The sequence below is a fragment of the Streptococcus sp. V913 genome (assembly GCF_054353455.1).
The window spans coordinates 144,757-170,587 of the sequence record NZ_JBTHHX010000004.1 but is presented as its reverse complement, the minus strand read 5'-3'; the positions used below and the strand labels follow the sequence as shown (position 1 = coordinate 170,587).

Genomic DNA, 25,831 nt, shown 5'->3' with positions numbered 1-25,831 from the left:
ATTCTAACTATCAGTATAGCACGTTTATCAATTTATGTAAAGCATTAGCACTCAAACGGCTGGTTTTTAAGCTATTTCTTAAAATTCTGCCTCAACTCGGTAGATAACCTGACCCTTATTAGAGAATTTTTGCTCATATTCTGTCATGACATTGTCTTCAAAGTCACTAGCATGTAAGTCCAACCAAACACCATTGAGTTTCATCCCATACTGAGAAAAGCTCACTAGACTGTACTCAAACAAGCCACGGTTATCTGTCTTGAAATGGATTTCCCCATTCTCAGGCAAGATGCGCTTGAAGGTATCCAAGAAACTCTTGTAAGTCAAACGACGTTTTTCATGGCGTTTTTTAGGCCAGGGATCAGAAAAGTTTAGGTAGAGACGATCAGTCTCACCGTCTTCAAAGTAGTCCGTCAAATCTGAACCATCAACCCACAACAACTTGATATTAGGAACTCCAACTTCTAATACCTTATCCAAGGCATAACTCAACACCGACTTTTGGATGTCAATCCCGATATAGTTGATGTCAGGGTTTTGTTTGGCCATTCCTGATACGAAGGCCCCTTTCCCACTTCCAACTTCAACATGAATCGGATGATCATTTCCAAACAAGTCTCGCCATTTCCCTTTAGCTTCCAAGGGATTAAGGACAACATACTGGGGATTAGCCTCTAGTAACTCTGTCGCCCCTTTACGATTTCTAACTCTCATCTTTTCTTTCCATACTTGTCACGGAAGACACGCAAGGCATAAATCTCCCGGTTTACATTGTCTAAATCTTGATTTTCACAGTATTTGGCAATCTGGTTCAAATAAGAATACTGACCATACCAGTACAATTTATCTAACACTGTCTGATTGTACTTATAGCCATAGTCTCTCAACCATTGGCGCCACTGATGATCTGGAATGTAGTGGCATAGCAAATGCGCCACATCAAACATACGATCCGTCAGGCGAACCGAATCCCAATCCACTAGATAAACAAGCCCACTCTCTGTCTCGATCCAATTACTATGGCGAAGGTCTCCATGCACAATCGTTGCATGCTCTTCCCTAAAGCCTGGAACCGTCTTACCTAGTTCAGCAATCACACTGTTCAAATAGTGATTCTGCTTCAAGATTTCTGGTACTTCTTGTTGCCAAGAACGCAATAAATCAACTGGTTTTTCCATGGTATATCCCAAACGGCTCAACTGCTTCATCAAGGGACGCGAGCGGTGAAGGCGGTTCAAGATATTGATAATCTGCTTGCGATTCATGTCGTAAGGGGTCAATATTTTGCCCGTCAACCATTCCTGGGCACACATATCACTGCCATCTGGCAAACGACGAGTCCATAGTAATTGAGGAGCGATTTGTTCTCTGGCTAAGCCAGGTAGGATTGGAGAGGTGTTCATTTTTACAAAGACGCGCTTCCCATCAGGGTAGCTTCCCATATAAGCCTTGCCGCTCTTCCCAGGTATAGGGGTCAGCGTTAGCTCATTATCACCCAAGTCCATTTCTTTCCTCCGTATAAAGTTTCCTTACTATTCTACTAGTTTTTAGTCTATTCGTCAACCGCTCCACACCTGATTCTCAAAGAAAAGCATCTCAATTGGTTCAGGCTATCATTATAGTTTAAAGAAGGCAAGCACCGTCTTCTGCTTACCTTTTCATGATTTTTAGAAATAAGTTAAAAGTGGCAAACTGTTGTAAGACATGTGGACTAGAGTAGAAACCCACAAATTTTGGCTCTTTTTATAAGCAAAGCCCAGTAACAAGCTCCCAAGTAAATAATAGAAAAACGAAGGCACATCATAAGGTTCATGCATGAAAGAAAAGGGAGAGGAAGTCAGTACAAACCCTAACCAAGAATTTTCAAATATAGCTCCCTGAAGAAGTCCTCTGAACATGAGTTCCTCCTGGATTGGTCCCAAAACTGTAACACTTACAATAAAGGAAAGCGGGAGTCCTTTACTCGTTTCCTCAAGGTGTTGAGCCGAGGCACCAGAAGCAACTGAGAAAAAAGCATGATAGCCTATATTTACCAGCATAGTGAGAAAAAAGATTCCAATAAAGAGCAAGAGTTGTTTCTTGCTTAAAATCCCAAAAGAAATCATATCAAACCATTTCGCATAGCCAAAACTAAGGAAAAGCAAGAGACTCTTTACAGCAATGAATGTGTACTGGTGTTGAAAATAATCTCCTTGATTGATGGAATAACCCGCTGCACCAAGGATTTCAAATACTAAAAATCCAAAAACAAGGCGTGGCACTTATTGAAAATGGCCATAAAGCTATCCTCCTCAACAAACAAACTTCCCTACAAGTCATCCTTGAGCTCTAGTCTTTCCAAAACAAACCATTTTAGTAACCAAAATCCGACAACATAGCCAGCCCCCAAAAATATAACTATAAAAGCTAGCATGGGATTCAGGGAAGAAAAGACCGCCGCAGATACAAAGGTTAACACAAAAACATTAAAGGCAATGGTGTCAGAAGACAAGACTAGAATATAAGGTGTCAGCCAGTCTACGGTTTTTGAATCTAGGAAAAATAAGTGTTTATACATGATAACCTCCTCTATAGCTAAAAAGCAAGCCTTTTGGTTTTTTCACCCTAAGACCCTATGTAAAAAAGTCAGCAAAAATGGTAATGTCGCTACGATATTATTGATAACATGCACCGCATAGGATGGATAAATGCTCTTGGTATAGCGGGTCAAACCAGCAAAGATGATTCCAACTGTTGCAAAGACGAAGATATCTAACAGACTAGGCAGGCTTGAAAAATGAGGGAGAGCAAATAAAATAGAAGGAAGAAGCAAATCAAGACCAAATCGCGAATGCTTAAAGAAAGCGTGTTGCAGTAATCCTCTATAGATTAACTCTTCCATCAGTGGAACCAGAAAGAACAGGGCTATATAAATACCTAGCTCTGCAAAGTTAGTCCCACTATAACCAATCAATACAGCCCAACCTTCCGCAGTTGACTGAACATGTTTAGCTGTCTGAACGTTAAAAGAGATCTGGAACACTACCACTAATACTGTCAAAATCGAATACCAAAGCCATTTTTTTCTTGGAATGCGAAAGAGATAACCATGGCCTGTCTTAACAAGAACCACAATCATGACTCCAATAAAAAGTAAACTCAAGATATTTTGAATCCAGAATAAATTGCCTATCTGAGAAGAAAATTGCCAATAGTTTTGGACGATAAGCGTCAGCTGAGAAAGTCCAAATACGAAAAATAGGTAAGACAAGACTGCACTTATTTTGAAGAGAAGCTGATACTTTTTCATAGAAATTCTTCCTCATTTCTCATATTTCAGCCTATATTCCACATAAATGAAAACCTGCTCCTATATAACCAAGGTCACGATAACCACGCGGGCAGTACCCACTTACTGGAAAAGGACCTGAATTTTTTAATATAGAAGGGTAAGAACCAAATGGACTTCCCTGATAAGCATACCCTCTATAAATATCAGATACATCTCCACCCTCTATATGATCAAGCATCTCAGTATCCATAATTTCAAATTGTGACAACATTTTTGTATCCATGACAAATACTCCTTTTTTATTTTTAATTTTTGTCTTGTTACAACTTTGACAAGTTTAGTATATCATCGTTTATTAATTTTTTTCATCCAAATCTTGAATTGTCATCGAAACATCTTGAATTACTCAAAGAGCACAATCTTCCCAATCAACTAATAAGAAGAGACTGGGACAAAAAGATTTTGATTTTAGGAATTCTATATTATAAATTTTTAAAATCGATAGATTAGACAAAAAAGCGAACAAGACAGAATTCTGAGTGTTAGATAACTGATTTTGTTCGCTTTTTATATTTAAGATTAGACTTTTGTCCCAGTCTCTTCTTAGAATCGATAATTATTTTTACTCCACTATTTTTAGCTAAATATCCTGTGTAAAAAAGTCAGCAAAAATGGTGATGTCGCGACAATATTATTGATAACATGCACCGCATAAGATGGATAAATGCTCTTGGTATAGCGGGTCAAACCGGCAAGGATGATTCCAAATGTTGCAAAGACGGAAATATCTAACAAACTAGGTAGGCTTGAAAAATGAGGAAGTGCAAATAAAATGGAAGGAAGGAGCAAATCAAGGCCAAATCGCGAATGTTTAAAAAAGGTGTGTTGAAGTAATCCTCTATAGATTAACTCTTCCATCAGTATACCTATTTGTGCTTTAGAGTGTGAAGCCACTTTATCCTCTAAACGTGTCTTACTATAACATTCCTGTTCTTTAAGCCACGATTTCGCTATGCCTTCTTCTCCCCGCTACCTCACGATAGTCAGGCTTGAGAATCGCTATTGAATTCATCGGTAGCGGGTGCACACGGAGGACTTACACATCAAATACACGACATGCCCGTCGTACTCAAAAAAGAAAGGACGAAATTCGTCCTTTCTCGATCTTAGCTTTTCTTCAACTCACTACAGTTGACAATGAGCCAAAGGATAGTTAATAACCTATTGAAGTGTCAAATGTTGCTAACTCCATTTATCTTCAAATTTAAATAGACACATTATCGGAGTTATCAGTAAGAAAAAATCTAACCAATTCAGATAATTCATAATATAGGATATAATACCAGCCATAACGAAAAGGTACAAAGCCGTACGATATCCTCTCTTTGGGTTTTTATCAGCCTTGGTGTTAAAAATAATGTACACACAACAAATTGCAATGAGTATAAGCTGAATCATAGTTTCATTTAACATATTAATACCCATTCCTTTTTTAAACTATTTTGGGGGTCTCAATCCAAAAGCTATAATGCCACCTACTATAGCGCCCCCTGTTGCGCAAATCAAGTAAGCTTGAGGGCCTCCAGCGATACAAGATTGTCCTGCCTGAAATGCACCCGACAAGGCTCCTACAACTACATCTCCTCCCAATCCACCTCCAGAAATATTACTTAATTCTTGATTGTCTACTATTTTGTAATCAAACATAATTTCTACTCCCTTCTATGGCCAAATATTATCAGCAATTGCAGTAAAAGAACCACCAAGTTTAGCTCCAGCCCAAGCACAGCCAGCAGTCATAGCCCATGTGGAACCACCAGTAAGGAGTCCTCCTACCGCACACATAGCAACTCCGATACCTGCTCCATAGACAGCTCCTTTTCCTACTGTTCCCCAATCAGTTCCTCCCTCAATGCTAGCCAGCACATCAGTATCCATAATCTTAAATTGTTCCATCATTTTTGTATTCATATAGTATTTAACTTTTCAGTTACGGAACAAGTTTAATATAAAAATTATCAAAAAAACATAGGCAATGAAGAGAAAAAATAATTTATCATAGATTAGAAATAATATGACAAAACAATTCAATGATGTTAATTCAATAGTCTTTTGTTTTTTATCAGAGGTACTTATAGATAGATAAATGAGATATGTTTGGAAAGCGAAGAGAATAATATAGAATATAGCCTTCATAAAATATAGCTTCCATTTTTATGATGTAGCACTATAGGCTAAATATCCACAAATCACTGCTCCTCCAATTCCTCCTATTGCAGCGCCCCATGGTCCTAGAAACTTCCCATATTTCACTCCACCCGCTGCACAACCTAAAGCAGCAACTACAGCCGCTCCTCCGGAATTACCTCCATAGATCTCACTTAACATTGTTTCATCTACATTATAATAAGTATTCATACAAATCTCCTTTTATCAAAATCCACCCGTTGCACCTGTTACTCCTGCCCAAAGAGCCACACCAAATTTAGCTCCTATGTATCCACATGCTCCCATAAATGGCGCTCCAACACCACTCGCAGCACAAATGGCTGTTCCTAAGCCCCAGCCACCAAAAGCTGCACCACCACCTTCTAAGACATTAGTTTGCCAATTATTCTTGCCTCCTTCAATACTGGATAACATAGTTATATCCATTTCATGAAATTGTTCTATCATTTTTGTATCCATAACGAATACCTCCATTCTAATCTTAATTTTAATTTTTGTCTTGTTGCAACTTTGACAAGTTTAGTATATCACTGTATATTATATTTTTTCATACAAATCTTGAATTATCATCGAAACGTCTTGAATTGTTAAAAAATTTAAAAAGCAAGCATTAAAAACATACTTGCCCTTTCACTCTTGTCTATAGGAAAATTCTAGCCATATGTTATTACAAACAAATAATATCATTGCACCTGTTTACCATCTATTTTTATTTATGAATTCTTTGTCTCCACTTAATCATACCTGAAGTAATTAAGAGTGCAACCGCTAAACGTAATAGATTGTAACTTTCTTCCACTCCTGTATTAGGTAGTAATTGTTTACTCAAATGACTGGTTTTGGAGGGAGAATCATTCCCCTCAACCTTGGATAAAGGAGTTTGTAACTTCTCAGTATTTTCAGAAATCGTCTGAGATGACTCCCCTCGCTTCTTCTTATCTATCATTACCAAATCTTCAGACTGAACAGTTATAGTGTTAGAAGGAGGAATATTATCCTTCAATGGCTCTCTGTTATCACTGTTATTAGTCGAATTTTCCTTTGAATTCTTCACCTCTCCTGTTTTCTCATCATGCACACTTTCAGTTACTGTTTCCTCGGACGATGCTATTGTTTCCGTTTGCTTAGGTGAGTTTCTCGAGTACATATAATCATAAACCTGTTGTGCAGTCGCTCCCCCACCAACCCATCCAGATATCGGACGTCCATTTCTTAAATACAAAATTGTTGGTGTTCCTGGAATCCCGACTTTTTTAAATAGAAACTCTCTCGCCTCCCCATCAAAATCCTTACCATCCAAATCATAATACTCTAACTTTTTTTCAATCAAGTTATTAAATTCTTTCAATTCAGGAGAAAATTGACGACAATGAGAGCAAGTTTTTCTACCAAAATAAATAGTATGTTCCAATTGATCCTCTGTAAAAGATTGACGTACAGCTTCAATATCTATCTTTTTAAAGTCCGTAACATTCTGTTCATACTCTTCTGGAGTTACAACGGCAGGTTTTTTCTCCACCTTTTCCTTAGTCGATGGTAAATCTGGTGCCACAAGAGAACTATCATTAGTCTGTATAGAGGAAGAAGTTGTCTGATCTTCTGCATATACAACACCCGTAGTAATAGATGCAAATACAAGTGGCACAAGTAATAGCGATTTTATATTTTGTTTCTTCATAAGAATACTCCTTTACATTTGTTAGCTTTATCTTACCTTATTTAAGATTACAAATTCATATAAATCTTAAATGGTCATCGAAACATCTTGAATTGTACAAACTTCATTAAAAAAGGTAAGTATTTCGAAAACACTTACCTTTTATAATTCATTAGCTTCTACTTTTTATAATACTTCAAACCCCAAACGAAAGGAAGATGTTCCGTTTTTTAGCAAGAAAAGTTTTCATTTCTTTGCTCCTTTCTTTTTCATTAAAGCAAAATAGATCATAACTGCAATCACATAGGCTATAGTATAAAATAGCTGATACCAAATACTTTCCCTAAGCGGATAAAGAAAGATAGACATGATCAGATACAAGATGAAAATGATTAATATTTTTTTCTTCATAAGATTTCCTCCTAAATGTGTGCTTTATCTTAGTTGAGCTACAACCTTTACACTGCTAGTATAGCACCCATTTTGACCTTGGATCACTCAAATCATGAATGGTCATCAAAACATCTTGAATTGCAAAAACTTTATTATAAAAGGTAAGTATTTCAAAAACACTTACCTTTTAATTTGAGTTTTCTGTCTTGTTGCAACCTTGACAAGTTTAGTATAGCACTGTTTTAATTTTTTTCACTCAAATCCAGAGTCACAATAAAAATATTAGAAATACATAAACTATAATTAACATATCACCTGGACTACACCCTAGTATCCATATCTAATATTAGATAATTCTCTTAATTTTTTTATCTGATCAGACTGAATTTCAGATAAATGTAGTCCATTTTCAATTAATACATTCGAAATTTCAATGTTCATTCGACTAAGGGTATAAGGAATCGATACACTTCCTTTCTTTAATTCATATTCGTAAGAAATCAATATATTTTTCAAAGGGAGAAGTTGAGAATCACATTTTATATTTTGAATAAGTTTTTCTAATATGATGATAGCTTCACGGCGTCTTTCAACTCCTCCAGAAAACCACTTTAAACCTCTCATTATAAAGGTCCCCCCGAATTCCAACCTGCATTCCCACCTGAAAATCCATTAACAATAGAATTAGTAAGAATTTTATTTATAGCTTCAGGCCAGTTTACCCAGCAACCTTTAGAGTTATCACAATATAAACCATTACCGTAATATATTGTTTTTCCTCCTACTTTACTCGCAAGCATATCAGTATCCATAACCTCAAATTGTTCCATCATTTTTGTATCCATGAAAAATACTCCTTTTTTATTTTTGTCCTGTTGCAACTTTGACAAGTTTAGTATATCATTGTTTGTTAAAGTTTTTCATCCAAATCTTGAATTATCATCGAAACGTCTTAAATTGCAAAAACTTTATTATAAAAGGTAAGTATTTCGAAAACACTTACCCTTTTATACTTCATTAACCTCTACTTTTTATAATGCTTCAAGCCCCAAATGAGCAGAAGCATGATGATTAAGCAGAGAACAGCGCCAATATAGGCAATTAATTGCTGATAGAATTCTCCTGCTGTGATACCTCTATACAAACAGATAATAGACATAAAGCCTGTCAAGCCGATGAACATGAGTTGATTGGTTCTAGGACTAACCAAATCATCATCTTCAAACTCTCTTATCTTCATTTCCCTAGTGAGATAAACAGTAGCCAAAATAGAAGCTAAGTTAATAACCACTAAAAGAAATTGGAGGACTAAGGAAAAATTTAAAAATTGACGAGATAGAAATAGATAAGTAGAGACAAGCAAGGGCAACTGCCCTAGGAACAATCTCGCAAGGAAGATGGTCCGTTTTTTTAAAAATATTTTTTTCATTGCTTTCTCCATTACAATTAAATGACATCTAATCATTTTCTAAAATTTGATAACTTTTGTGAAATGTTTTAGCAGAAACAACTCTATGATTGGTGATATCTATATAATCACCTGGATAACCAAGAACATACATTCCATAACCAGCGAATCCTCCTCCAACTGTTCCAACTAGACCAAACTTGATATTCGTTGCGAGAGAAGTGTTGAGACCTGCCATTAGAATGCGCACATGATTATCCAACCAAACCATATAGTTTTTTTGAAAAGCTTCCTCTACCCAACTTGGTTTAGGAGTTGCTTGACCAATTTCCCAAACATCAACAATTTGATTCCCATATTTTGCCTTCATAGTTCAATCCTTTTTAAATACCATTACATGAGTTTGGAGTTCCCCCTATACCATAAGGACCACATGGTTTTGAAAAATGTATAATAGGCCACTTACCATTTAATTGATCCAAAGTTGGAGAAGGTGCTAGCCCACCCAATAAACCAGAAATCATATCTCCCCAACCTCCGAAACCTCCTTCAACTTTCGCAAAAATTTCGGTATCCATAATCTCAAATTGTTCCATCATTTAATATTGTTAATCTAAACAGTAATAGTATCCATTTCCCTATTTTTTAAGATTTTTTGTCCAATATTATGTCATATTGGTTACTTACATTTACTACAAGAATGATAAACAGTTATAACAGATATGAACTAAAATAGCCACCGATAGATTTTGACTCTTTTTATAAGCAAAGCCCAGCATGAAACCTCCAAATAGATAATAAATAAACGAAGGAAAATCATAAGGTGCATGCAGGAAAGAGAAGAGAGAGGCAGTCAGTACAAGACCCAACCAAGAATTTTCAAAAACCGCACCTTGAAGGATTCCTCTGAAAACAAATTCCTCCAGAATAGGCCCAAAAACTGTCGCGCTTGCAATAAAGGATAAGGAAATTCCTGTACTAGCAGCCTCAAGGTGTTGATATCCTGCACCAGAAGAAACTGTAAAAAAATTATGATAACCTATATTTACTAGCACGCAAAGAAGAAAGCTTCCAATAAAAAGTAGAACTTCTTTTTTCGTTAATCTTCTTAGCGAAACCATATCAAACCATTTCGCATAGGCAAAACTCAGTGAAATCAAGAAAGTCTTTGCGATAATAAATATGTGCTCGTTTTGAAAAAAATCTCCTTGATTGATGGTGTAACCTACTGTAGTAACTATTATAAAGACTAAAAATCCAACAAACACGGCATGACATTTATTACACAGGTTTGAGTTCTACGCTTAAATAAGCTTCAATTTCTCCTCGCTCAGCTTCAGATAAGTACTTGTATGATTGATTTGTGGTAGAATAGTTTGTGGACATGTTCTTCTCCCTTTATACTGTTTTTCGCAACTCTAGTATATCAGATGAACATGTCTTTTGTGTTGCACTTCATTTTACAACAGAGCGAATATATTTAATTGTAAAAGTACCAATTATGATATTTTTCGCTCTGCAGAATAGAAACATCATTTGCTTTCAAAATAATGATTAACACAATCATATTTATTTGTTACAAAGATTTCTTTAACTACCTCCTCTCTCAGGTTACATAAGCATTTTATTCGGGTGTCCTATATTTTATGAGCAATAGCCACCATTTATATTTTCATACTACCATCCTATCAAACAAATAATCAAAACAGACAATTCTACTTTCAATTGTGTAGCCTTTCGCTCCTCTTCCATTATAGAATCATCCTGACTACTATAGGATTGACTGACTTCTCATGATTCGTTGTTACTATGCTTTCAGCTATCATCATAATCTCTCCTCAATATATAAGTTGTACATCTTTCCTCATTACTATCGACCTATTTGAACTTTAGAATTCAGAAATCCCTCATCTACTATCCCTTCCTCTTCCTACTACCTCATGATTATCTTGCTTACAAGTAACTGTTTAGCCCACCAGTAGCAGGTGCTCACGGAGAACTTACACCTCAGATGAGATACTTGACCTGCTCGTCGTACCCAAATAATTAGGCTAGTCAAAAACTCATTTTTAGGAAAAATAATGCGAATCTCACTACAATAAAACGCATAATATCAAGGTTGTTCAATGCCTGATAATATGCGTTTTTCTGATTTTAAAGACTTTTCCCAGCCTCTTTGATTATTATATTGTACAAATTAGTTAAATTAAGATTATGAAATTAAACTAATTTGAAATGATTTTAACATCTTTTATACTCTCTAAAAACACCTCTGTAATACATCATAATACCTAATACAGCAATAAATTTATGAATAATAGTATTTGATCCGAATAAAATGTTTAGGACCATAGTCGTCATTATAAAACTAATTGCAAATATAAAATAACGCTTCATTTATACCTCAACTAACTGTATCGTAGCAAAAAGCTCCAGTTCCCCCAAGAAATCCTACAACAGCTCCACCAGGTCCAAAACCAGCACCACCTAAAATAGTAGAACCCAGTGTACCAATAATACATCGTGCAGCATCTAAACCACCATTAATGATAGTTAGTTCGCTCGTATCAACTGTATCAAATTTTTCTAAAATATCAAATGTCATAATTATAATTCCTTAAAATTTTGTTTTAGCTAAAAATTATTACATGCAAAAACTTGCATATCCTACTAGCACTCCTCCAAGTGCTCCCCAAGGTCCTGCTGCAGCACCAAGACTTCCTATACCAACTACACCTTCAAAGCATGAAACTCCACCTTCAATATTGGATAGCATTACTTCATCCATTACTTCAAATTGTTCCATCATTTTTAGATTCATGACAAATACTCCTTTTTTATTTTTAATTTTTGTCTTGTTGCAACTTTGACAAGCTTAGTATATCATTATTTTTTAAAATTTTTCATCCAAATCTTGAATTGTCATCGAAACGTCTTGAATTGTAAAAACTTTATTATAAAAGGTAAGTATTTCGAAAACACTTACCCTTTTATACTTCATTAACCTCTACTTTTTATAATACTTCAAGCCCCAAATGAGCAGAAGCATGATGATTAAGCAGAGAACAGCGCCAATATAGGCAATTAATTGCTGATAGAATTCTCCTGCTGTGATACCTCTATACAAACAGATAATAGACATAAAGCCTGTCAAGCCGATGAACATGAGTTGATTGGTTCTAGGACTAACCAAATCATCATCTTCAAACTCTCTTATCTTCATTTCCCTAGTGAGATAAACAGTAGCCAAAATAGAAGCTAAGTTAATAACCACTAAAAGAAATTGGAGGACTAAGGAAAAATTTAAAAATTGACGAGATAGAAATAGATAAGTAGAGACAAGCAAGGGCAACTGCCCTAGGAACAATCTCGCAAGGAAGATGGTCCGTTTTTTTAAAAATATTTTTTTCATTGCTTTCTCCATTACAATTAAATGACATCTAATCATTTTCTAAAATTTGATAACTTTTGTGAAATGTTTTAGCAGAAACAACTCTATGATTGGTGATATCTATATAATCACCTGGATAACCAAGAACATACATTCCATAACCAGCGAATCCTCCTCCAACTGTTCCAACTAGACCAAACTTGATATTCGTTGCGAGAGAAGTGTTGAGACCTGCCATTAGAATGCGCACATGATTATCCAACCAAACCATATAGTTTTTTTGAAAAGCTTCCTCTACCCAACTTGGTTTAGGAGTTGCTTGACCAATTTCCCAAACATCAACAATTTGATTCCCATATTTTGCCTTCATAGCTTCAATCCTTTTTAAATACCATTACATGAGTTCAGAGTTCCCCCTATACCATAAGGACTACATGGTTTCGAAGGATGTCTAATAGGCCACTTACCATTTAATTGATCCAAAGTTGGAGACGGTGCTAGTCCACCCAATAAACCAGAAAGCATATCTCCCCAACCTCCTTCAACTTTCGCAAGCATATCAGTATCCATAATCTCAAATTGTTCCATCATTTTTGTATCTATGACAAATACTCTTTTTTAAAAAACTAAAATAAATCAGAATAGAATCCTCATAATTTCACTATAAGTCTTACCAACTTAGTCCCAATTTATCACCAACCATACCTCCTAGGCATGTTAATCCACCCCCAATTGCACCAATGTGTGCTCCAACAAATGCACCAGCAAGTCCACCTACTCCTAAAGTGGCCAAACCTGCTCCAGTTCCACCAGTTATAATTCCCGTAGTGACTCCTGCAATCAGTGCATTTCGACAATCAGTGGAGCTATACCCGCCTTCAACTTTCGCAAGCATTTCAGCATCCATAACCTCTAACTGTGACAACATTTTTGTATTCATGATAAATACCTCCTTTTTTATTTTCATTTTTTTACCAAAGTCTTAAATTCAATAAACAAATAGAATTTTTTTATAGTATCTTTTTGATTTTTCTAAAAAAGTATGTACGTATACTATCTTCTTAAAGGTAGCAGTACCTATTTTTTAGTTTAAGATTTCAATAATCTTGAGTATCTAAAATATCTTAATTTTCGTTACTCTCCTTGCAATAAAAAGTTTTACTATACTATTTATTATCTTGCAGAAATTAAAAAATATTAGTAAATTAATAGTTTGTAGTTAAGTTTTTTTATTTCCATCAACCAAGTAAAGCATCAACAATTATATAAACTATTGATAATATAATTAAAATTTTGCTAACTACCTTATTTCCATCATTCTTAGATAGCTGTGATATTTTGTAAGTAAGTAAATAAGATAGTAAATTAATAGCAATAATAATACTATATTTAAAAATCATAATCTTACAAAGAGGACATAATTCCTGAACCTACACAAATAAGTGTTGCTGCTCCCCCAGTTATCGGACCAGCCGCAGCAGCTAATAGCACTGCTCCAATACAACCACCGATTGCAGATCCTAAATTGCCTCCTCCTCCACTAACTATTTCGAGTTCCTCAGCATCCATAATCTCAAATTGTGACATCATTTTTGTATCCATGACAAATACTCCTTTTTTATTTTTAATTTTTGTCTCGTTGCAACCTTGACAAGTTTAGTATATCGCTGTTTATTAATTTTTTTCATCCAAATCTTGAATTGTCATTGAAACGTCTTGAATTAGCTTTTTATTTCAAATCACACCTATAGATTTTTAAAGAAAGATAGTTTCTAATCACTTTTTTACCATTCAGGAAGTTTCAATGACAATTCAAGATTTTATAAAATATGGACTTAGTATCATGGTATAATAAATTCATATTTTATATGAAAGGATTTGCCAATGACTTCTTATAAACGTACATTTGTTCCTCAAATAGATGCCAGAGACTGTGGTGTCGCTGCCTTAGCCTCGATTGCCAAATTCTATGGTTCAGATTTTTCTCTAGCTCACTTGAGAGAACTTGCAAAGACCAATAAAGAAGGGACGACTGCTCTTGGCATTGTAAAAGCCGCTGATGAAATGGGCTTTGAAACAAGGCCTGTTCAAGCAGATAAAACGCTCTTTGATATGAGCGATGTTCCCTATCCATTTATCGTTCACGTTAACAAAGAAGGGAAACTCCAACATTACTATGTTGTCTATCAAACAAAGAAAGACTATCTGATTATTGGTGATCCTGATCCTTCTGTAAAAATCACCAAAATGTCAAAAGAACGCTTTTTCTCTGAATGGACTGGAGTAGCTATTTTTCTAGCTCCCAAACCCAGCTATCAACCCCATAAAGATAAAAAGAATGGTCTACTGAGCTTCCTCCCTCTGATTTTCAAACAAAAACCTCTCATTGCTTACATTGTTCTCTCAAGCTTATTAGTCACTATTATCAATATCGGTGGTTCTTATTATCTCCAAGGAATCTTGGATGAGTACATTCCAAATCAGATGAAATCAACTTTAGGAATTATCTCAATTGGTCTAATTATCACCTATATCCTCCAACAAGCCATGAGCTTCTCCAGAGATTATCTCCTAACTGTTCTGAGTCAGAGATTAAGTATTGATGTGATTTTATCCTATATTCGCCATATTTTTGAACTTCCTATGTCTTTCTTTGCGACACGTCGTACAGGAGAAATCATTTCACGATTCACAGATGCTAACTCTATTATAGATGCCTTGGCTTCTACCATTCTCTCTCTTTTTCTTGATGTTTCCATTCTGATTCTTGTAGGGAGCGTCTTACTGGCACAAAACCCTAATCTCTTCCTTCTTTCTCTTATTTCCGTTCCTATATACATGTTCATCATCTTTTCTTTTATGAAGCCTTTTGAAAAAATGAACCACGATGTCATGCAAAGTAATTCTATGGTTAGTTCTGCTATTATCGAAGATATCAATGGGATTGAAACCATCAAGTCACTCACAAGTGAAGAAAATCGCTACCAAAATATCGACAGTGAATTTGTCGATTATTTGGAAAAATCCTTTAAACTCAGTAAATATTCTATTTTACAAACTAATTTAAAACAAGGAACAAAGTTAGTTCTGAATATCCTTATCCTATGGTTTGGCGCTCAATTAGTCATGTCGAGTAAAATTTCTATCGGTCAGCTGATTACCTTTAACACACTTCTTTCTTACTTTACAACTCCTATGGAAAATATTATCAACCTACAAACTAAACTCCAATCTGCGAAGGTTGCTAATAATCGCTTGAACGAAGTCTATCTAGTTGAATCTGAGTTTCAAGTTCAAGAAAGCTCTGTTCATTCACATTTTTTGATGGGCGATATTGAATTTGATGATCTTTCTTATAAGTATGGTTTTGGGCGAGATACCTTAACGGATATTAATCTCACGATTAAACAAGGAGATAAGGTTGGCCTAGTTGGAGTTAGTGGTTCTGGTAAAACAACTTTAGCCAAAATGATTGTCAATTTCTTTGAACCTTACAAAGGACATATTTCCATCAATCATCAGGATATTAAAAACATTGATAAAAAAATCTTGCGACGTCATATTAATTACCTGCCCCAACAAGCCTATATCTTTAATGGATCTATCTTGGAAAACTTAACATTGGGCGGTAATAATATGATTAGCCAAGAAGATATTCTAAAAGCTTGTGAATTAGCTGAAATCCGTCAAGACATTGAAAGAATGCCTATGGGCTATCAAACTCAGCTCTCTGATGGAGCTGGTTTATCAGGAGGACAAAAGCAACGAATCGCTCTCGCTCGTGCTCTCCTAACTAAAGCTCCTGTTTTAATACTAGATGAAGCTACTAGCGGTCTTGATGTCTTGACCGAGAAAAAGGTTATAGATAATCTTATGTCCCTAACTGATAAAACCATTCTTTTTGTAGCCCATCGTCTCAGTATAGCCGAACGAACCAACCGTGTCATTGTTCTTGACCAGGGTAAAATCATTGAAGTTGGGAGTCATAAAGAGTTAATACAGGCGCAAGGCTTCTACCATCATCTGTTCAATAAATAAGGAGAATGTTATGAATCCTAATCTTTTTAGAAGCGTCGAGTTTTATCAGAGACGTTACCATAACTATGCGACAGTATTAATCATACCACTTTCATTACTGTTTACTTTCATCTTGATTTTCTCCCTTGTTGCCACAAAAGAAATTACTGTTACTTCCCAAGGAGAAATCACCCCTACAAGTGTCATTGCATCCATTCAGTCAACAAGTGACAATCCTATCCTTGCTAATCATTTAGTGGCAAATCAAGTAGTTGAAAAAGGAGACTTACTCATCAAATACTCTGAAACAATGGAAGAAAGTCAGAAAACTGCCTTAGAAACTCAATTACAAAGACTTGAGAAGCAAAAAGAAGGACTTGGAATTTTGAAACAAAGCTTAGAAAAAGCGACTGATCTTTTTTCTGGCGAGGATGAGTTTGGCTACCATAATACCTTTATGAATTTTACTAAACAATCCCATGATATTGAACTGGGTATCACAAAGACTAACACTGAGGTTTCAAATCAAGCTAATCTTGCCAATAGCAGTTCATCAGCCATCGAACAAGAAATTACAAAAGTGCAACAACAAATTGGAGAATATCAGGAGCTGAGAGATGCTATCATAAATAAAAGGGCACTCTTACCAACCAGCAATCCACACCAGTCAATTTTGAATCGTTATCTTGTAGCCTCACAAGGACAAACACAGGGAACTGAAGAGGAGCCATTTTTATCTCAAATCAATCAAAGTATTGCAAATCTTGAATCATCTATCGCAAGCCTCAAAATTCAGCAAGCTGGTATCGGAAGTGTAGCAACTTATGATAATAGTTTAGAAACCAAAATTGAAGTACTCCGCACTCAGTTTTTACAAACAGCTTCTCAGCAACAACTAACCGTGGAGAATCAATTAACAGAATTAAAAGTACAACTAGATCAAGCGACACAGCGTTTGGAAAACAATACCTTAACCGCTCCAAGTAAAGGTATCATTCATCTGAACAGCGAATTTGAAGGTAAAAATAGAATTCCAACTGGTACAGAAATTGCTCAAATATTCCCTATTATAACAGATACAAGAGAAGTACTAATCACTTACTACGTATCATCTGACCATCTCCCCTTACTAGATAAAGGACAAACTGTAAGATTAAAACTTGAGAAGATTGGAAATCACGGCATTACCATCATCGGTCAACTTCAGAGCATTGATCAAACTCCCACCAGAACAGAGCAAGGCAATCTCTTTAAATTAACCGCTCTTGCAAAACTATCTAATGAGGATAGTAAACTCATCCAATATGGCCTACAAGGTCGCGTCACTAGTGTAACTGCAAAGAAAACATATTTTGATTATTTCAAAGATAAAATTTTAACACATTCTGATTAATTTTCAGATAACACTCTAGAACTATTTATTATCTTATCAAAAAGGAGAATCGTAACATGGATAAGAATCAAAACCTAACTTCATTTCAAGAACTAACAACTACTGAACTCAACCAGATTACAGGTGGAGGATGGTGGGAAAATTTCTTATATAGCGTTAATAGATATTCTCATAACATCACACAAGGACTTCATCAGCCAATACAACTATAAAAAAATAAGACCGAGATACAAGAACTCTCGGTCTTATTTTCATCATTCTGTATGCATCATAGTAAGTATCTGACGAAAGACTTGATTTTGACAGATAGTATTGAGACTAGCATTGGGATAACTTTCCACTATCTTCATAACGGTATAAAGACCAACTCCTCTCTCCTCCCCTTTAGAACTAACTCCAAAAGAGAAGATTTCAGAAACATCTATGTCCTCTTCTTTGATGGAGTTTTCAATGATAAAGGTCTCCTGTGCCCCATTTTTAAAAAGGGCGATTGAAACATGAGGTTGACTGGCCTCTTCACTAGCTTCAATAGCATTGTCACAAAGGATAGACACAATGGTTAGAAAATCAAGTAGACTCATCCCCTCAACTTGAATCTCCTCAGGAACTTCGACATTAAAGACAATATCCTTTTCTCTGGCTTTTATAAATTTTCCTGCGAGGAGACTTTTGAGGGCACGATCCCGAATATTCACCAATCTACCAAGGTCATATTTGTTGTCCTGCAATTTTTCACTAGAATCCTTCAAGACGGAGTCGTAGATCTCTTTTATCTGCTCCATATTCTCCTCTTCAATGCCTAGGCTTAAGCCGGTCAAGAGGTTGGCATAATCATGACGAAAGCTCCGAACTTCCTTATAAAGCTCCTCTATATGCCGACTATACCGTTCCATATCTCTATAGCGCAGGGCCTGTTCTTGGTTCAGTTTCTCCTGAAGTTTTTCCTTCAAATAGGTATCCAGCTTCTTGATAACCCCCATAAAAAAGAGCATGTAAAACACTAGGATCAGATGGCGAACAGTCTTTGATTGAATGCTTTGTTCATATTCAAAGAAAGACAGAGTTTCCATAACTAGATAGTAGGTTCCCATTATCCAGTTAATTTTAGTCAGGGACTTTTGAAAACCTTTATCTAGAATCTCCCTTCTCAAACTAGTAAAATCATAGTCCAACCATTTCAAAAAGACTAGAGAAATGAAGAAATTGAAAATCATTATACATAACCAAATAAATGAATAACTGTCATATACTTGCCCTTGTCCCAAAAATGGAAGAACAAAATAAGAAACACCTCTATAAAAGAGATTCACCAATATCATTGGAAAGAGACCATAAAAGAAAAGGAGTTTTTTAGGAAGCCCTCTTAACAATAAGAAAGATAACCCTATGCCAAACAAAGGTTCTATAAAATATGACAAATATTCACTCACAGCTAAAAATTGAAAAGTCGCAAAAATGGCCCCTAGGAGAAATTTCAGAAGAAAGGCCTTAAAAATCCTCTCGAAAGTAAGATCAATTCCATCTACCTTAAAGAAAATGACAATTTCTAGCCCATTAGTAATAAGTGTATACAATAATATCCAGGCAATATTCATAAATTCTCCTAGCTCAATGCAAATTATTGATAGCCTCAGAAACTTCCCTAACCTTATAACGCGCGATTAGACAACTTCCACCATTGGGAAAGAAAAGCAGTTTTTCTTTCTTATCCAAATGCACCACATTTGCAGGATTGATGAGAAAAGAACGATGACACTGCAAGAGACGAGGCTCCTGCTTGAGAACCTCCTCTAGGCTCGCCGTAAATTCCAGTCTATCCGTCTTGGTATAGAGAATAACACGATGGGCTCTAGGAGACGTTTCGAGATAGTAAACCTCTTTAAAAGGATACTGGAATTGAGCAAATTTTGATTTAAAGTAAAAGCAATCTTCCGCCAGGCTTTTGCTGTCTTGACTATCGGCATAGAGAAGAGCTGTCTCGATACGAGACTCAAACTCCTCTGCCGACAAGGACTTATCAATGTAGTCCAAAGCAGACACTTGGTAGCGAAAGGACAGGGGCATAAACTCCGAGTGAGTCGTCACAAAGACGATCAGGGCATAAGGATCTCGATCCCGAATCTTTCTTGCCACTTCTAGGCCTTTCATCTCCTCATTTCGAATCTCAATGTCCAAAAAGAATAGCTGATGTGCTCCCTTCTCATGCATCTCTGCCAGAAGTTGGTCTGGCTTGCCAAAGACTTCAAAAGAGCTGGGAATGATATGATGTTCTTTCAAGAGTTTCTCAATCGTCGTTTCAATCCTAGCTTGTTGGGAGAAATCATCTTCTAAAACAAATATTCTCATCTTCTTACTCTCCTTGTTTCAACCATCTTTGGCGAATATCTCTATAGCGACGTCTGGCATACTGAACAGCATATCGACCTTCTTCTCCAAGAAAAAGAGTCTTTCTTTGGATATCCATGGATTTTAGCCGTTCAAGGTTAACCAGACAATTTCGATGACATCTCGTCAAGGTTTCTCCATATTGTTTCTCAAGATTGCTTAAATTTTGAAATAGATCAAAGCTAGCGTTTTCTGTAACAATCTGCACGGTATGGGCTTTGCTTGGATGCGTTTGGATATAGTAGATATCCTCTATGTTTAATTTGAAAATTTCTTTCTCTTTTTGGATGATAATGTAGTTCATGGATAAAACCTCCTAAAAAGAGGATAGCATAAATCTAGAAACTATTTTTCACCAAATCCTAAACGGTTCTCAAAAATTCCTAAAGTGTCGAATCATTCGTAAAATATCTATAATAATCTTACAATTATTTTATCATAAAATCCTGCAATTACCATTCAGGAAATTTCAATGACAATTAAAGATTTGAAGATAAAAAAAGAATTAAAAGTGATAAGCTATGATTATAGAAAGACAATCACTTGAAACAGCTTTAGAACCATCACAAAGGAGGCATTCTCATGACAGATACAGACCCTATTAAAAGAGCTCATACTTTGATTACTGACTTAAACAAAGCCTACCAAGTCTGCAAACAGGCAACAGCTGACGATGTCCGCTTTCAGGAGCAGCTGGACAATATCCTTGACTTTCTCTCTAAAACTGAGACAGTGGATAATCGATTCTTGATTGAACTGGAAAAATTTTACCAGACTTCCAGTCTTCTCCTGGGTCTCAGCGCTCTCAATCCAGATGCTCCTACTCGCGCCACTTGGCGGGCCTATGACCGTTTCCACTTTGACCAAGTCAAAACCAAGCTAAGTCTCTACGGACCAACTATTATCTTGTAGAAAATAAAAGAAGCTGAGACAGACTGAACTCAACTTCTTTTTGTATTGTTTAAGCAATGTTAGTCTTGCATCTGACGTTTTACCTGATAAGGCAAATACAAGACTTGTAAAACCAGTCCAGCTCCAAGCAGGGCTAGAAGGGCTAGTTTTTCTTGGAGGGTAATCAAACCAATTATCAGTTGAACCATTAAAACAAAACCTGTCAATCCTCGGATAACTGCCTGTAGTCCTTTCTCTTTTTCACCCTTTTCTAAAGGAAAGAGCTGGGTCAAGTACTGGTAGTCAAAAGCTCGATAGAGAGCCAACAACTGGAAGAGCAGGAGGTAATTAAACAGGACAACCACTGCTGTCGCAATCCAAGACTGCTCGATAAAGATTTCAGCTAACAAGGATAAGAACAAGAGGCGGAGACTGAGGGCAAAGAGGTCTCCATTTCGCAGATAAGAACGAAGATAGAGGTTTTGCCAGATCTTCCCTGGCGCCTTTTGAACAGTCTTTAGGATGAAATCCAGATAAGCGCGACGTTTGACACTATTTGAAACGCCCTTGACCTGAGTAAAGAGGGCAAAGAAACGAAGCAAGACTTGCTTGCGCTTACTTTCTTGGGAAATGACATAGTCCCAGTCCAGTCCAGTCTCTGTAAAAAATTTACTGGCTTTTTGGCGAAAGAGGAGGTATTTCCCAGTCCCCAATAAAAGCACATAGGCAAGAAAGACTGGCAAGCCATAGCCCATAGCTAAAAACAAGGGAGCAAACAAGAGTAAAAAGAGAGTTTGAACAATTGTCCAGAAAACCAGTGAACGCACCGTCTGCCCTTTGAGGTATGACTTGACCTCCTCTTCAGCTACTAAGAGAAAGAGCTTGTCAGGTGCCTCCATATAAGTGGCAATCCCTCCCCAAGCCAAAAGCAAGGCAGATACAATCCCCAAAAACAAGAGGATGGGCCAATGATTTTCAGGAAAATCTTGCAAGAGTTGACTGTACTGGTAAGATAGAAAACCGATGAGAACTAGTAGGAACAAGACAAAGTGGTCATTGAGAACATAACGCAGATAACCTACACACTCCTTACGAAAAGCCTGCTTTCGCTTTAAAAACAAGTCTTTCATAACTCCTCCTCTTTGGTCAGAGCCAAGTAAATATCATTCAAACTCGCTTCAGGCATGTCAAAGGCTTCGCGGAGTTGCTGGAGGTTCCCCTGAGCCCTCACCTCCCCCTTGTGGAGAATAACAAAGGCGTCACACATCTTCTCCGCCGAGTCCAGCACGTGGGTACTCATGAGGATAGACTTGCCTTTTTGCTTTTCTACTTCCAAAAGCTGAATCAAGTCAGAAATAGCCAGCGGATCGAGGCCAAGAAAAGGCTCGTCCACGATAAAGAGGCTCGGATCCACGACAAAAGCACAGATAATCATGACCTTCTGCTTCATCCCTTTGGAGAAATGAACTGGAAACCAGTCCAATTTTTGGTCCAAACGAAACATTTTCAACAAAGATTCTACTCGCTCAAAAGCCACATTTTGCTCAATACCATAGGCCATGGCAACCGTTTCAATATGCTCTCTGAGGGTCAATTCCTCATACAAGCTAGGCGTTTCTGGGATGTAGCCAATCTGTTTGCGGTAGTTGGTCGCATCTTTTCGCAGAGTTAGGCCATTAATCTTGATTTCCCCACTGTAAGGTGTCAAAAGACCGATAATTTCATTGATTGTCGTTGATTTCCCAGCACCGTTGAGACCAATCAAACCGACCAACTGCCCACTTTCAACTGTAAAGGACACATCTTTCAAGACAGGGACATGAATATAGCCCCCTGTCAGGTTTTTAATTTCTAACATATTTTCTCCGAATCTGGTATAATGTAGCTATATTATATCAAAATTCAATACAGTAGAGGTGGATTTTATGTCAGATTGCATTTTTTGTAAGATCATCGCAGGGGAGATTCCTGCTTCAAAAGTATACGAGGATGAGCAGGTTCTTGCCTTTCTTGATATCTCTCAAGTAACGCCTGGACACACGTTAGTCGTACCAAAAGAACATTATCGCAATCTTTTGGAGATGGATGCAGCAAGTGCCAGCCAACTCTTTGCCCAAGTGCCACTAGTAGCTCAAAAAGTTATGAAAGCTACCAAAGCTGCTGGTATGAATATCATCGCCAACTGCGAGGAAGTCGCGGGTCAAACGGTCTTTCATACACACGTGCACCTCGTACCTCGCTACAGTGCAGAAGATGACCTTAAGATTGACTTTATCGCCCACGAACCAGACTTTGACAAACTCGCTCAAGTCGCTGAAACCATCAAAAACGCCTAAGGAGTTGCCATGAAATTATCCAACCTACTGCTATTTGCAGGAGCTGCAGCCGGAAGTTATCTGGTCACAAAAAATCGCCAAACCATCACAGATGAAGTCTTGAATACCACTGACCGCGTTCAAGCTATCAAGGATGATGTGGATATTATCCAAAACAGCCTGCAAATCATCGACCAGCAAAAAGAACTCATCAAGGAATACCAAGAAGACATCACTTACAAGTTTAAAGTCTTGGAAAAGGATTTCCAAACCAGAATGGCGGTCCTCCAAGACGAAAACCAAGGATAAGAATGCCTCCAACTTTCCTTAAATCCATTTTGGGTTACTAGATTCGAACAGAAAAGGGAGGGAATGAAAGTGAAACAGTTTTTAAAAGTTCTAGCGAAGGTCATCGCGATTCCTTGTGGTTGCCTCTGCCTGCTTGCAGCCTTGGCATTTCTACTAGTGGCCAATCTTTTCAAGGCCTCACCGAGTGACATCCAAAAAGGGAATGACGACTTAAAACAAATCTTTACCTCCCTTGACCTCCCTCCCGAGAAAGTCGAATCAGATGGACACTATCAATACGAGGGTGGAGGCTTAAACTTTTATGTTACTTTCTCAGATGAGGTTATCAATAGTCACCCCGTCCTAAAAGAAAGTCCAAAACTCACCAAAAACCGACTGGAAGTCTATGTCCTACAGGCAGGGGATATTTCATACTATAAGGTAGGAGACAACTTGTTCAATCGTGGTTTAATACAATTTTTAGAGGAGGAGGGCGAGAAGTATTTCCAAGAAAAAGGAAAGAAATCAAAATCTTCTTACACAATTCTAAATTGGAAAGATCAGGAAAGTCTCAAAAAGGGAATCGCATTCTATGAAAAAGCCTTGACCTTGGTAGATATTCAGGATAATTCGGCGATCAAACACATTGATACCATCACAGTGAAATCTGGTAAAGAAGCAGAAATCAAGCAACTCATCCAGGAGATGGATGCGGCTGGTTTGCTCACTCAAAAGTATAAATAGTAGGCTAACTGGAGAAAGATTTCTCGATACTAAATTTCCCAAGATTATACAAAAAAAGAGCCCGCTGGCTCTTTTTACTTTATTCTCCTTCAAAGGCATCTTTTATGTGGTCAAAGAAGCCTTTTTTCTTTGGATTGACTTTCAAGTCACCTGCAGCTGCGAATTCTTTAAGCGCAGCTTTTTGGCGGTCGTTCAAACCTGTCGGAGTCACGACATTGACAGTCACGTATTGGTCACCAACGGCACCGCCACGAAGGCTCGGTGCTCCCTTACCACGTAGACGGAATTTCTTGCCGGTCTGAGTTCCTTCTGGAATGACCAATTCAACATCACCATGCACGGTTGGAATTTCCACAGTATCACCAAGAGCTGCTTGGACAAAGTTGAGGTTCAGATTGTAGAAGATAGTGGTTCCTTCACGTTCAAACTTATCACTAGCTTCTACTGAAACCACCACATACAAGTCACCATAAGGTCCACCGTTAAATCCTGCTTCACCTTGACCCGCTAGGCGGATTTGTTGGCCTGTTTCCACACCCGCAGGGATCTTCACATGTACGCTATGAGCTTGTTTTTCATGACCTGTTCCGTGACAAGTTGTACATGGATCTTTGATTTCTTTTCCGCGACCATGACAGACATCACAGGTTACTTGGCGGCGCATCATACCAAGCGGAGTCTGCGTATCGACGTTAATAACACCAGCGCCATGACAGCGTCCACAAGTGACTGGACTTGTCCCTGGCTTAGCACCAGATCCATTACATGTACGACAGCTAGCTTCACGATTGTATTTAACTTCCTTTTCTGTTCCGAAGATAGCTTCTTCAAAGGTCAAGTTCACACGGTACTGGAGGTCATCCCCTTGACGAGGAGCGTTTGGATTGCGCGAAGCTCCGCCTCCACCGAAGAAACTTGAGAAAATATCCTCAAAACCACCGAAGCCACCTGCTCCGTCAAAGCCACCAAAACCACCGGCACCACCAAAGCCACCGTTGGCACCTGCAGCACCATATTGGTCGTAGGCTGCACGTTTTTGGTCGTCACTCAAAGTCTCATAGGCTTCTTGAACTTCCTTGTATTTTTCCTCAGCACCAGGCTCCTTGTTGATATCTGGGTGGTATTTTTTGGAAAGCTTACGATAAGCCTTTTTGATCTCGTCTGCCGAAGCGTTTTTTGACACCCCCAGACGATCATAAAATTCAGTATTGTTCATACAAGATACTAAGAGCGAACAGAAAGCGACTGAAATTTAGGAAACCGACAAGAAATCCTGATTTCTTAGGAGGTTTATCTAATTTCCAAGCTTTCCGCTCGAGTTCAATTACGAACACCCTTATTCCTTTCTGTTAATATTGCGGAACGAGACCACGATTTAAGTCGGGTTCAATTCCTTTCTTTTATATTCCCAAACAAATCAGGTTCAGTCCCTTTTTACCGAAAAACAGA

General features: G+C 37.3%; 37 protein-coding genes and 2 pseudogenes. 7 read left to right on the top strand and 32 right to left on the bottom strand.

The genetic code is table 11. The annotated features are described in order from the left end of the window. Window positions 1-78: 78 nt before the first annotated feature. From trmB to ACXYSL_RS07860, 26 genes and pseudogenes are all read right to left on the bottom strand, one after another. Window positions 79-714, bottom strand: coding sequence for a tRNA (guanosine(46)-N7)-methyltransferase TrmB (trmB, locus tag ACXYSL_RS07985; protein ID WP_458624436.1), 636 nt, complete (start codon window positions 712-714; stop codon window positions 79-81). Next, window positions 711-1,505 carry a cell cycle regulator CcrZ gene (gene ccrZ / locus ACXYSL_RS07980; protein WP_000363022.1) on the bottom strand — a complete coding sequence of 265 codons (795 nt, stop codon included), beginning with the start codon at window positions 1,503-1,505 and terminating at the stop codon, window positions 711-713. Before ccrZ ends, trmB begins: the two co-directional genes overlap by 4 nt. A gap of 162 nt (window positions 1,506-1,667) precedes the next feature. Next, window positions 1,668-2,278: pseudogene (locus ACXYSL_RS07975) on the bottom strand (lysostaphin resistance A-like protein). 30 nt (window positions 2,279-2,308) lie between these two features. After that, window positions 2,309-2,557, bottom strand: a complete 249-nt coding sequence (gene blpZ / locus ACXYSL_RS07970; RefSeq protein WP_295590090.1) for an immunity protein BlpZ — start codon at window positions 2,555-2,557, stop codon at window positions 2,309-2,311. Window positions 2,558-2,599: 42 nt separating this feature from the next. Continuing rightward, a complete protein-coding gene (locus tag ACXYSL_RS07965; RefSeq protein WP_458624435.1) occupies window positions 2,600-3,289 on the bottom strand; it encodes a lysostaphin resistance A-like protein in 690 nt (229 codons plus the stop codon). Between the two features lie 31 nt (window positions 3,290-3,320). Further along, window positions 3,321-3,554: a ComC/BlpC family leader-containing pheromone/bacteriocin gene (locus ACXYSL_RS07960; protein WP_000379953.1), complete on the bottom strand. Its 234-nt coding sequence runs from the start codon at window positions 3,552-3,554 to the stop codon at window positions 3,321-3,323. 353 nt (window positions 3,555-3,907) lie between these two features. Further along, window positions 3,908-4,192 (bottom strand): annotated as a pseudogene (locus ACXYSL_RS07955) (lysostaphin resistance A-like protein); the annotation flags it as partial. A 576-nt stretch (window positions 4,193-4,768) separates the two neighbouring features. Then, window positions 4,769-4,978 (bottom strand): Blp family class II bacteriocin, encoded by a 210-nt coding sequence (locus ACXYSL_RS07950; protein ID WP_049537864.1) that lies wholly within the window; start codon window positions 4,976-4,978, stop codon window positions 4,769-4,771. A 15-nt stretch (window positions 4,979-4,993) separates the two neighbouring features. After that, entirely contained in the window at window positions 4,994-5,242 is a 249-nt protein-coding gene (locus tag ACXYSL_RS07945) for a Blp family class II bacteriocin (RefSeq protein WP_458624434.1), read from the bottom strand. 243 nt (window positions 5,243-5,485) lie between these two features. Further along, complete coding sequence (locus ACXYSL_RS07940) at window positions 5,486-5,689, bottom strand: Blp family class II bacteriocin (RefSeq protein ID WP_198459247.1); 204 nt, start codon at window positions 5,687-5,689, stop codon at window positions 5,486-5,488. 15 nt (window positions 5,690-5,704) lie between these two features. Beyond that, window positions 5,705-5,959 (bottom strand): two-peptide bacteriocin subunit BlpM, encoded by a 255-nt coding sequence (gene blpM / locus ACXYSL_RS07935; RefSeq protein WP_038804497.1) that lies wholly within the window; start codon window positions 5,957-5,959, stop codon window positions 5,705-5,707. A gap of 250 nt (window positions 5,960-6,209) precedes the next feature. Continuing rightward, window positions 6,210-7,178, bottom strand: a complete 969-nt coding sequence (locus tag ACXYSL_RS07930; protein WP_458624433.1) for a thioredoxin domain-containing protein — start codon at window positions 7,176-7,178, stop codon at window positions 6,210-6,212. 699 nt (window positions 7,179-7,877) lie between these two features. Continuing rightward, complete coding sequence (locus tag ACXYSL_RS07925; protein WP_458624432.1) at window positions 7,878-8,174, bottom strand: bacteriocin immunity protein; 297 nt, start codon at window positions 8,172-8,174, stop codon at window positions 7,878-7,880. Beyond that, window positions 8,174-8,395 (bottom strand): leucocin A/sakacin P family class II bacteriocin, encoded by a 222-nt coding sequence (locus ACXYSL_RS07920; protein WP_295590069.1) that lies wholly within the window; start codon window positions 8,393-8,395, stop codon window positions 8,174-8,176. The genes ACXYSL_RS07925 and ACXYSL_RS07920 overlap by 1 nt, the downstream gene beginning before the upstream one ends. Before the next feature lie 179 nt (window positions 8,396-8,574). After that, on the bottom strand, window positions 8,575-8,979 hold the full coding sequence (locus ACXYSL_RS07915; RefSeq protein WP_458624431.1) for an immunity protein: 405 nt from the start codon (window positions 8,977-8,979) through the stop codon (window positions 8,575-8,577). 28 nt (window positions 8,980-9,007) lie between these two features. Further along, window positions 9,008-9,328 (bottom strand): hypothetical protein, encoded by a 321-nt coding sequence (locus ACXYSL_RS07910; protein WP_000645118.1) that lies wholly within the window; start codon window positions 9,326-9,328, stop codon window positions 9,008-9,010. A gap of 13 nt (window positions 9,329-9,341) precedes the next feature. After that, on the bottom strand, window positions 9,342-9,557 hold the full coding sequence (locus ACXYSL_RS07905) for a ComC/BlpC family peptide pheromone/bacteriocin (RefSeq protein WP_458624430.1): 216 nt from the start codon (window positions 9,555-9,557) through the stop codon (window positions 9,342-9,344). Between the two features lie 93 nt (window positions 9,558-9,650). Beyond that, window positions 9,651-10,226, bottom strand: coding sequence for a lysostaphin resistance A-like protein (locus tag ACXYSL_RS07900; protein ID WP_458624429.1), 576 nt, complete (start codon window positions 10,224-10,226; stop codon window positions 9,651-9,653). Between the two features lie 1,136 nt (window positions 10,227-11,362). Then, window positions 11,363-11,563, bottom strand: coding sequence for a bacteriocin BlpI (locus ACXYSL_RS07895; RefSeq protein WP_458624428.1), 201 nt, complete (start codon window positions 11,561-11,563; stop codon window positions 11,363-11,365). A 39-nt stretch (window positions 11,564-11,602) separates the two neighbouring features. Next, window positions 11,603-11,779 carry a Blp family class II bacteriocin gene (locus ACXYSL_RS07890; RefSeq protein WP_221161133.1) on the bottom strand — a complete coding sequence of 59 codons (177 nt, stop codon included), beginning with the start codon at window positions 11,777-11,779 and terminating at the stop codon, window positions 11,603-11,605. Between the two features lie 186 nt (window positions 11,780-11,965). Further along, the gene (locus ACXYSL_RS07885) at window positions 11,966-12,370 is read right to left on the bottom strand and encodes an immunity protein (protein WP_458624427.1); all 405 of its coding nucleotides are present in this window, start codon (window positions 12,368-12,370) and stop codon (window positions 11,966-11,968) included. A 28-nt stretch (window positions 12,371-12,398) separates the two neighbouring features. Continuing rightward, complete coding sequence (locus ACXYSL_RS07880; protein ID WP_000645118.1) at window positions 12,399-12,719, bottom strand: hypothetical protein; 321 nt, start codon at window positions 12,717-12,719, stop codon at window positions 12,399-12,401. Between the two features lie 14 nt (window positions 12,720-12,733). Next, complete coding sequence (locus tag ACXYSL_RS07875) at window positions 12,734-12,952, bottom strand: bacteriocin class II family protein (RefSeq protein ID WP_458624450.1); 219 nt, start codon at window positions 12,950-12,952, stop codon at window positions 12,734-12,736. Window positions 12,953-13,019: 67 nt separating this feature from the next. Continuing rightward, entirely contained in the window at window positions 13,020-13,289 is a 270-nt protein-coding gene (blpJ, locus tag ACXYSL_RS07870) for a bacteriocin-like peptide BlpJ (RefSeq protein WP_001093246.1), read from the bottom strand. Between the two features lie 298 nt (window positions 13,290-13,587). After that, window positions 13,588-13,749 (bottom strand): Gip family bacteriocin immunity protein, encoded by a 162-nt coding sequence (locus ACXYSL_RS07865; RefSeq protein WP_080566851.1) that lies wholly within the window; start codon window positions 13,747-13,749, stop codon window positions 13,588-13,590. Between the two features lie 4 nt (window positions 13,750-13,753). Continuing rightward, window positions 13,754-13,951: a class IIb bacteriocin, lactobin A/cerein 7B family gene (locus tag ACXYSL_RS07860; protein ID WP_000379957.1), complete on the bottom strand. Its 198-nt coding sequence runs from the start codon at window positions 13,949-13,951 to the stop codon at window positions 13,754-13,756. A gap of 282 nt (window positions 13,952-14,233) precedes the next feature. Here ACXYSL_RS07860 and blpA point away from each other — a divergent pair, with 282 nt between their 5' ends. From blpA to blpC, 3 genes are read left to right on the top strand one after another with little or no spacing between them, the layout of a single operon-like run. Then, a complete protein-coding gene (blpA, locus tag ACXYSL_RS07855; RefSeq protein WP_458624426.1) occupies window positions 14,234-16,387 on the top strand; it encodes a peptide cleavage/export ABC transporter BlpA in 2,154 nt (717 codons plus the stop codon). 10 nt (window positions 16,388-16,397) lie between these two features. Next, window positions 16,398-17,759, top strand: a complete 1,362-nt coding sequence (gene blpB / locus ACXYSL_RS07850; protein WP_458624425.1) for a peptide export ABC transport accessory protein BlpB — start codon at window positions 16,398-16,400, stop codon at window positions 17,757-17,759. A 56-nt stretch (window positions 17,760-17,815) separates the two neighbouring features. Beyond that, window positions 17,816-17,971, top strand: coding sequence for a quorum-sensing system pheromone BlpC (gene blpC / locus ACXYSL_RS07845; protein ID WP_000360258.1), 156 nt, complete (start codon window positions 17,816-17,818; stop codon window positions 17,969-17,971). A 42-nt stretch (window positions 17,972-18,013) separates the two neighbouring features. Here blpC and ACXYSL_RS07840 read toward each other — a convergent pair whose 3' ends face one another. The 3 genes from ACXYSL_RS07840 to ACXYSL_RS07830 are packed head-to-tail and all read right to left on the bottom strand — an operon-like array spanning window position 18,014 to window position 20,448. Then, the gene (locus tag ACXYSL_RS07840) at window positions 18,014-19,354 is read right to left on the bottom strand and encodes a sensor histidine kinase (protein WP_458624424.1); all 1,341 of its coding nucleotides are present in this window, start codon (window positions 19,352-19,354) and stop codon (window positions 18,014-18,016) included. A gap of 13 nt (window positions 19,355-19,367) precedes the next feature. Then, window positions 19,368-20,105 (bottom strand): response regulator transcription factor, encoded by a 738-nt coding sequence (locus ACXYSL_RS07835; protein ID WP_070800389.1) that lies wholly within the window; start codon window positions 20,103-20,105, stop codon window positions 19,368-19,370. 4 nt (window positions 20,106-20,109) lie between these two features. Then, complete coding sequence (locus tag ACXYSL_RS07830; protein WP_001106571.1) at window positions 20,110-20,448, bottom strand: LytTR family DNA-binding domain-containing protein; 339 nt, start codon at window positions 20,446-20,448, stop codon at window positions 20,110-20,112. 278 nt (window positions 20,449-20,726) lie between these two features. Here ACXYSL_RS07830 and ACXYSL_RS07825 point away from each other — a divergent pair, with 278 nt between their 5' ends. Further along, complete coding sequence (locus ACXYSL_RS07825; RefSeq protein ID WP_458624423.1) at window positions 20,727-21,056, top strand: helicase BlpT; 330 nt, start codon at window positions 20,727-20,729, stop codon at window positions 21,054-21,056. A 59-nt stretch (window positions 21,057-21,115) separates the two neighbouring features. On the opposite strand, the gene ACXYSL_RS07820 is transcribed toward ACXYSL_RS07825, so the two are convergent. After that, window positions 21,116-22,165: an ABC transporter permease gene (locus tag ACXYSL_RS07820; protein WP_458624422.1), complete on the bottom strand. Its 1,050-nt coding sequence runs from the start codon at window positions 22,163-22,165 to the stop codon at window positions 21,116-21,118. Then, window positions 22,162-22,893, bottom strand: coding sequence for an ABC transporter ATP-binding protein (locus ACXYSL_RS07815; RefSeq protein WP_295590039.1), 732 nt, complete (start codon window positions 22,891-22,893; stop codon window positions 22,162-22,164). Before ACXYSL_RS07815 ends, ACXYSL_RS07820 begins: the two co-directional genes overlap by 4 nt. A 67-nt stretch (window positions 22,894-22,960) precedes the next feature. Between ACXYSL_RS07815 and ACXYSL_RS07810 the strand changes: the two genes are divergently transcribed. From ACXYSL_RS07810 to ACXYSL_RS07800, 3 genes are all read left to right on the top strand, one after another. Then, a complete protein-coding gene (locus ACXYSL_RS07810; RefSeq protein ID WP_001278312.1) occupies window positions 22,961-23,371 on the top strand; it encodes an HIT family protein in 411 nt (136 codons plus the stop codon). 9 nt (window positions 23,372-23,380) lie between these two features. Beyond that, entirely contained in the window at window positions 23,381-23,659 is a 279-nt protein-coding gene (locus tag ACXYSL_RS07805; protein WP_295590036.1) for a hypothetical protein, read from the top strand. A 63-nt stretch (window positions 23,660-23,722) separates the two neighbouring features. Continuing rightward, a complete protein-coding gene (locus ACXYSL_RS07800; protein ID WP_295590033.1) occupies window positions 23,723-24,382 on the top strand; it encodes a hypothetical protein in 660 nt (219 codons plus the stop codon). A gap of 79 nt (window positions 24,383-24,461) precedes the next feature. Here the strand turns inward: ACXYSL_RS07800 and dnaJ are convergent, their stop codons facing one another. After that, on the bottom strand, window positions 24,462-25,598 hold the full coding sequence (gene dnaJ / locus ACXYSL_RS07795) for a molecular chaperone DnaJ (protein ID WP_001066316.1): 1,137 nt from the start codon (window positions 25,596-25,598) through the stop codon (window positions 24,462-24,464). Between the last annotated feature and the right edge of the window lie 233 nt (window positions 25,599-25,831).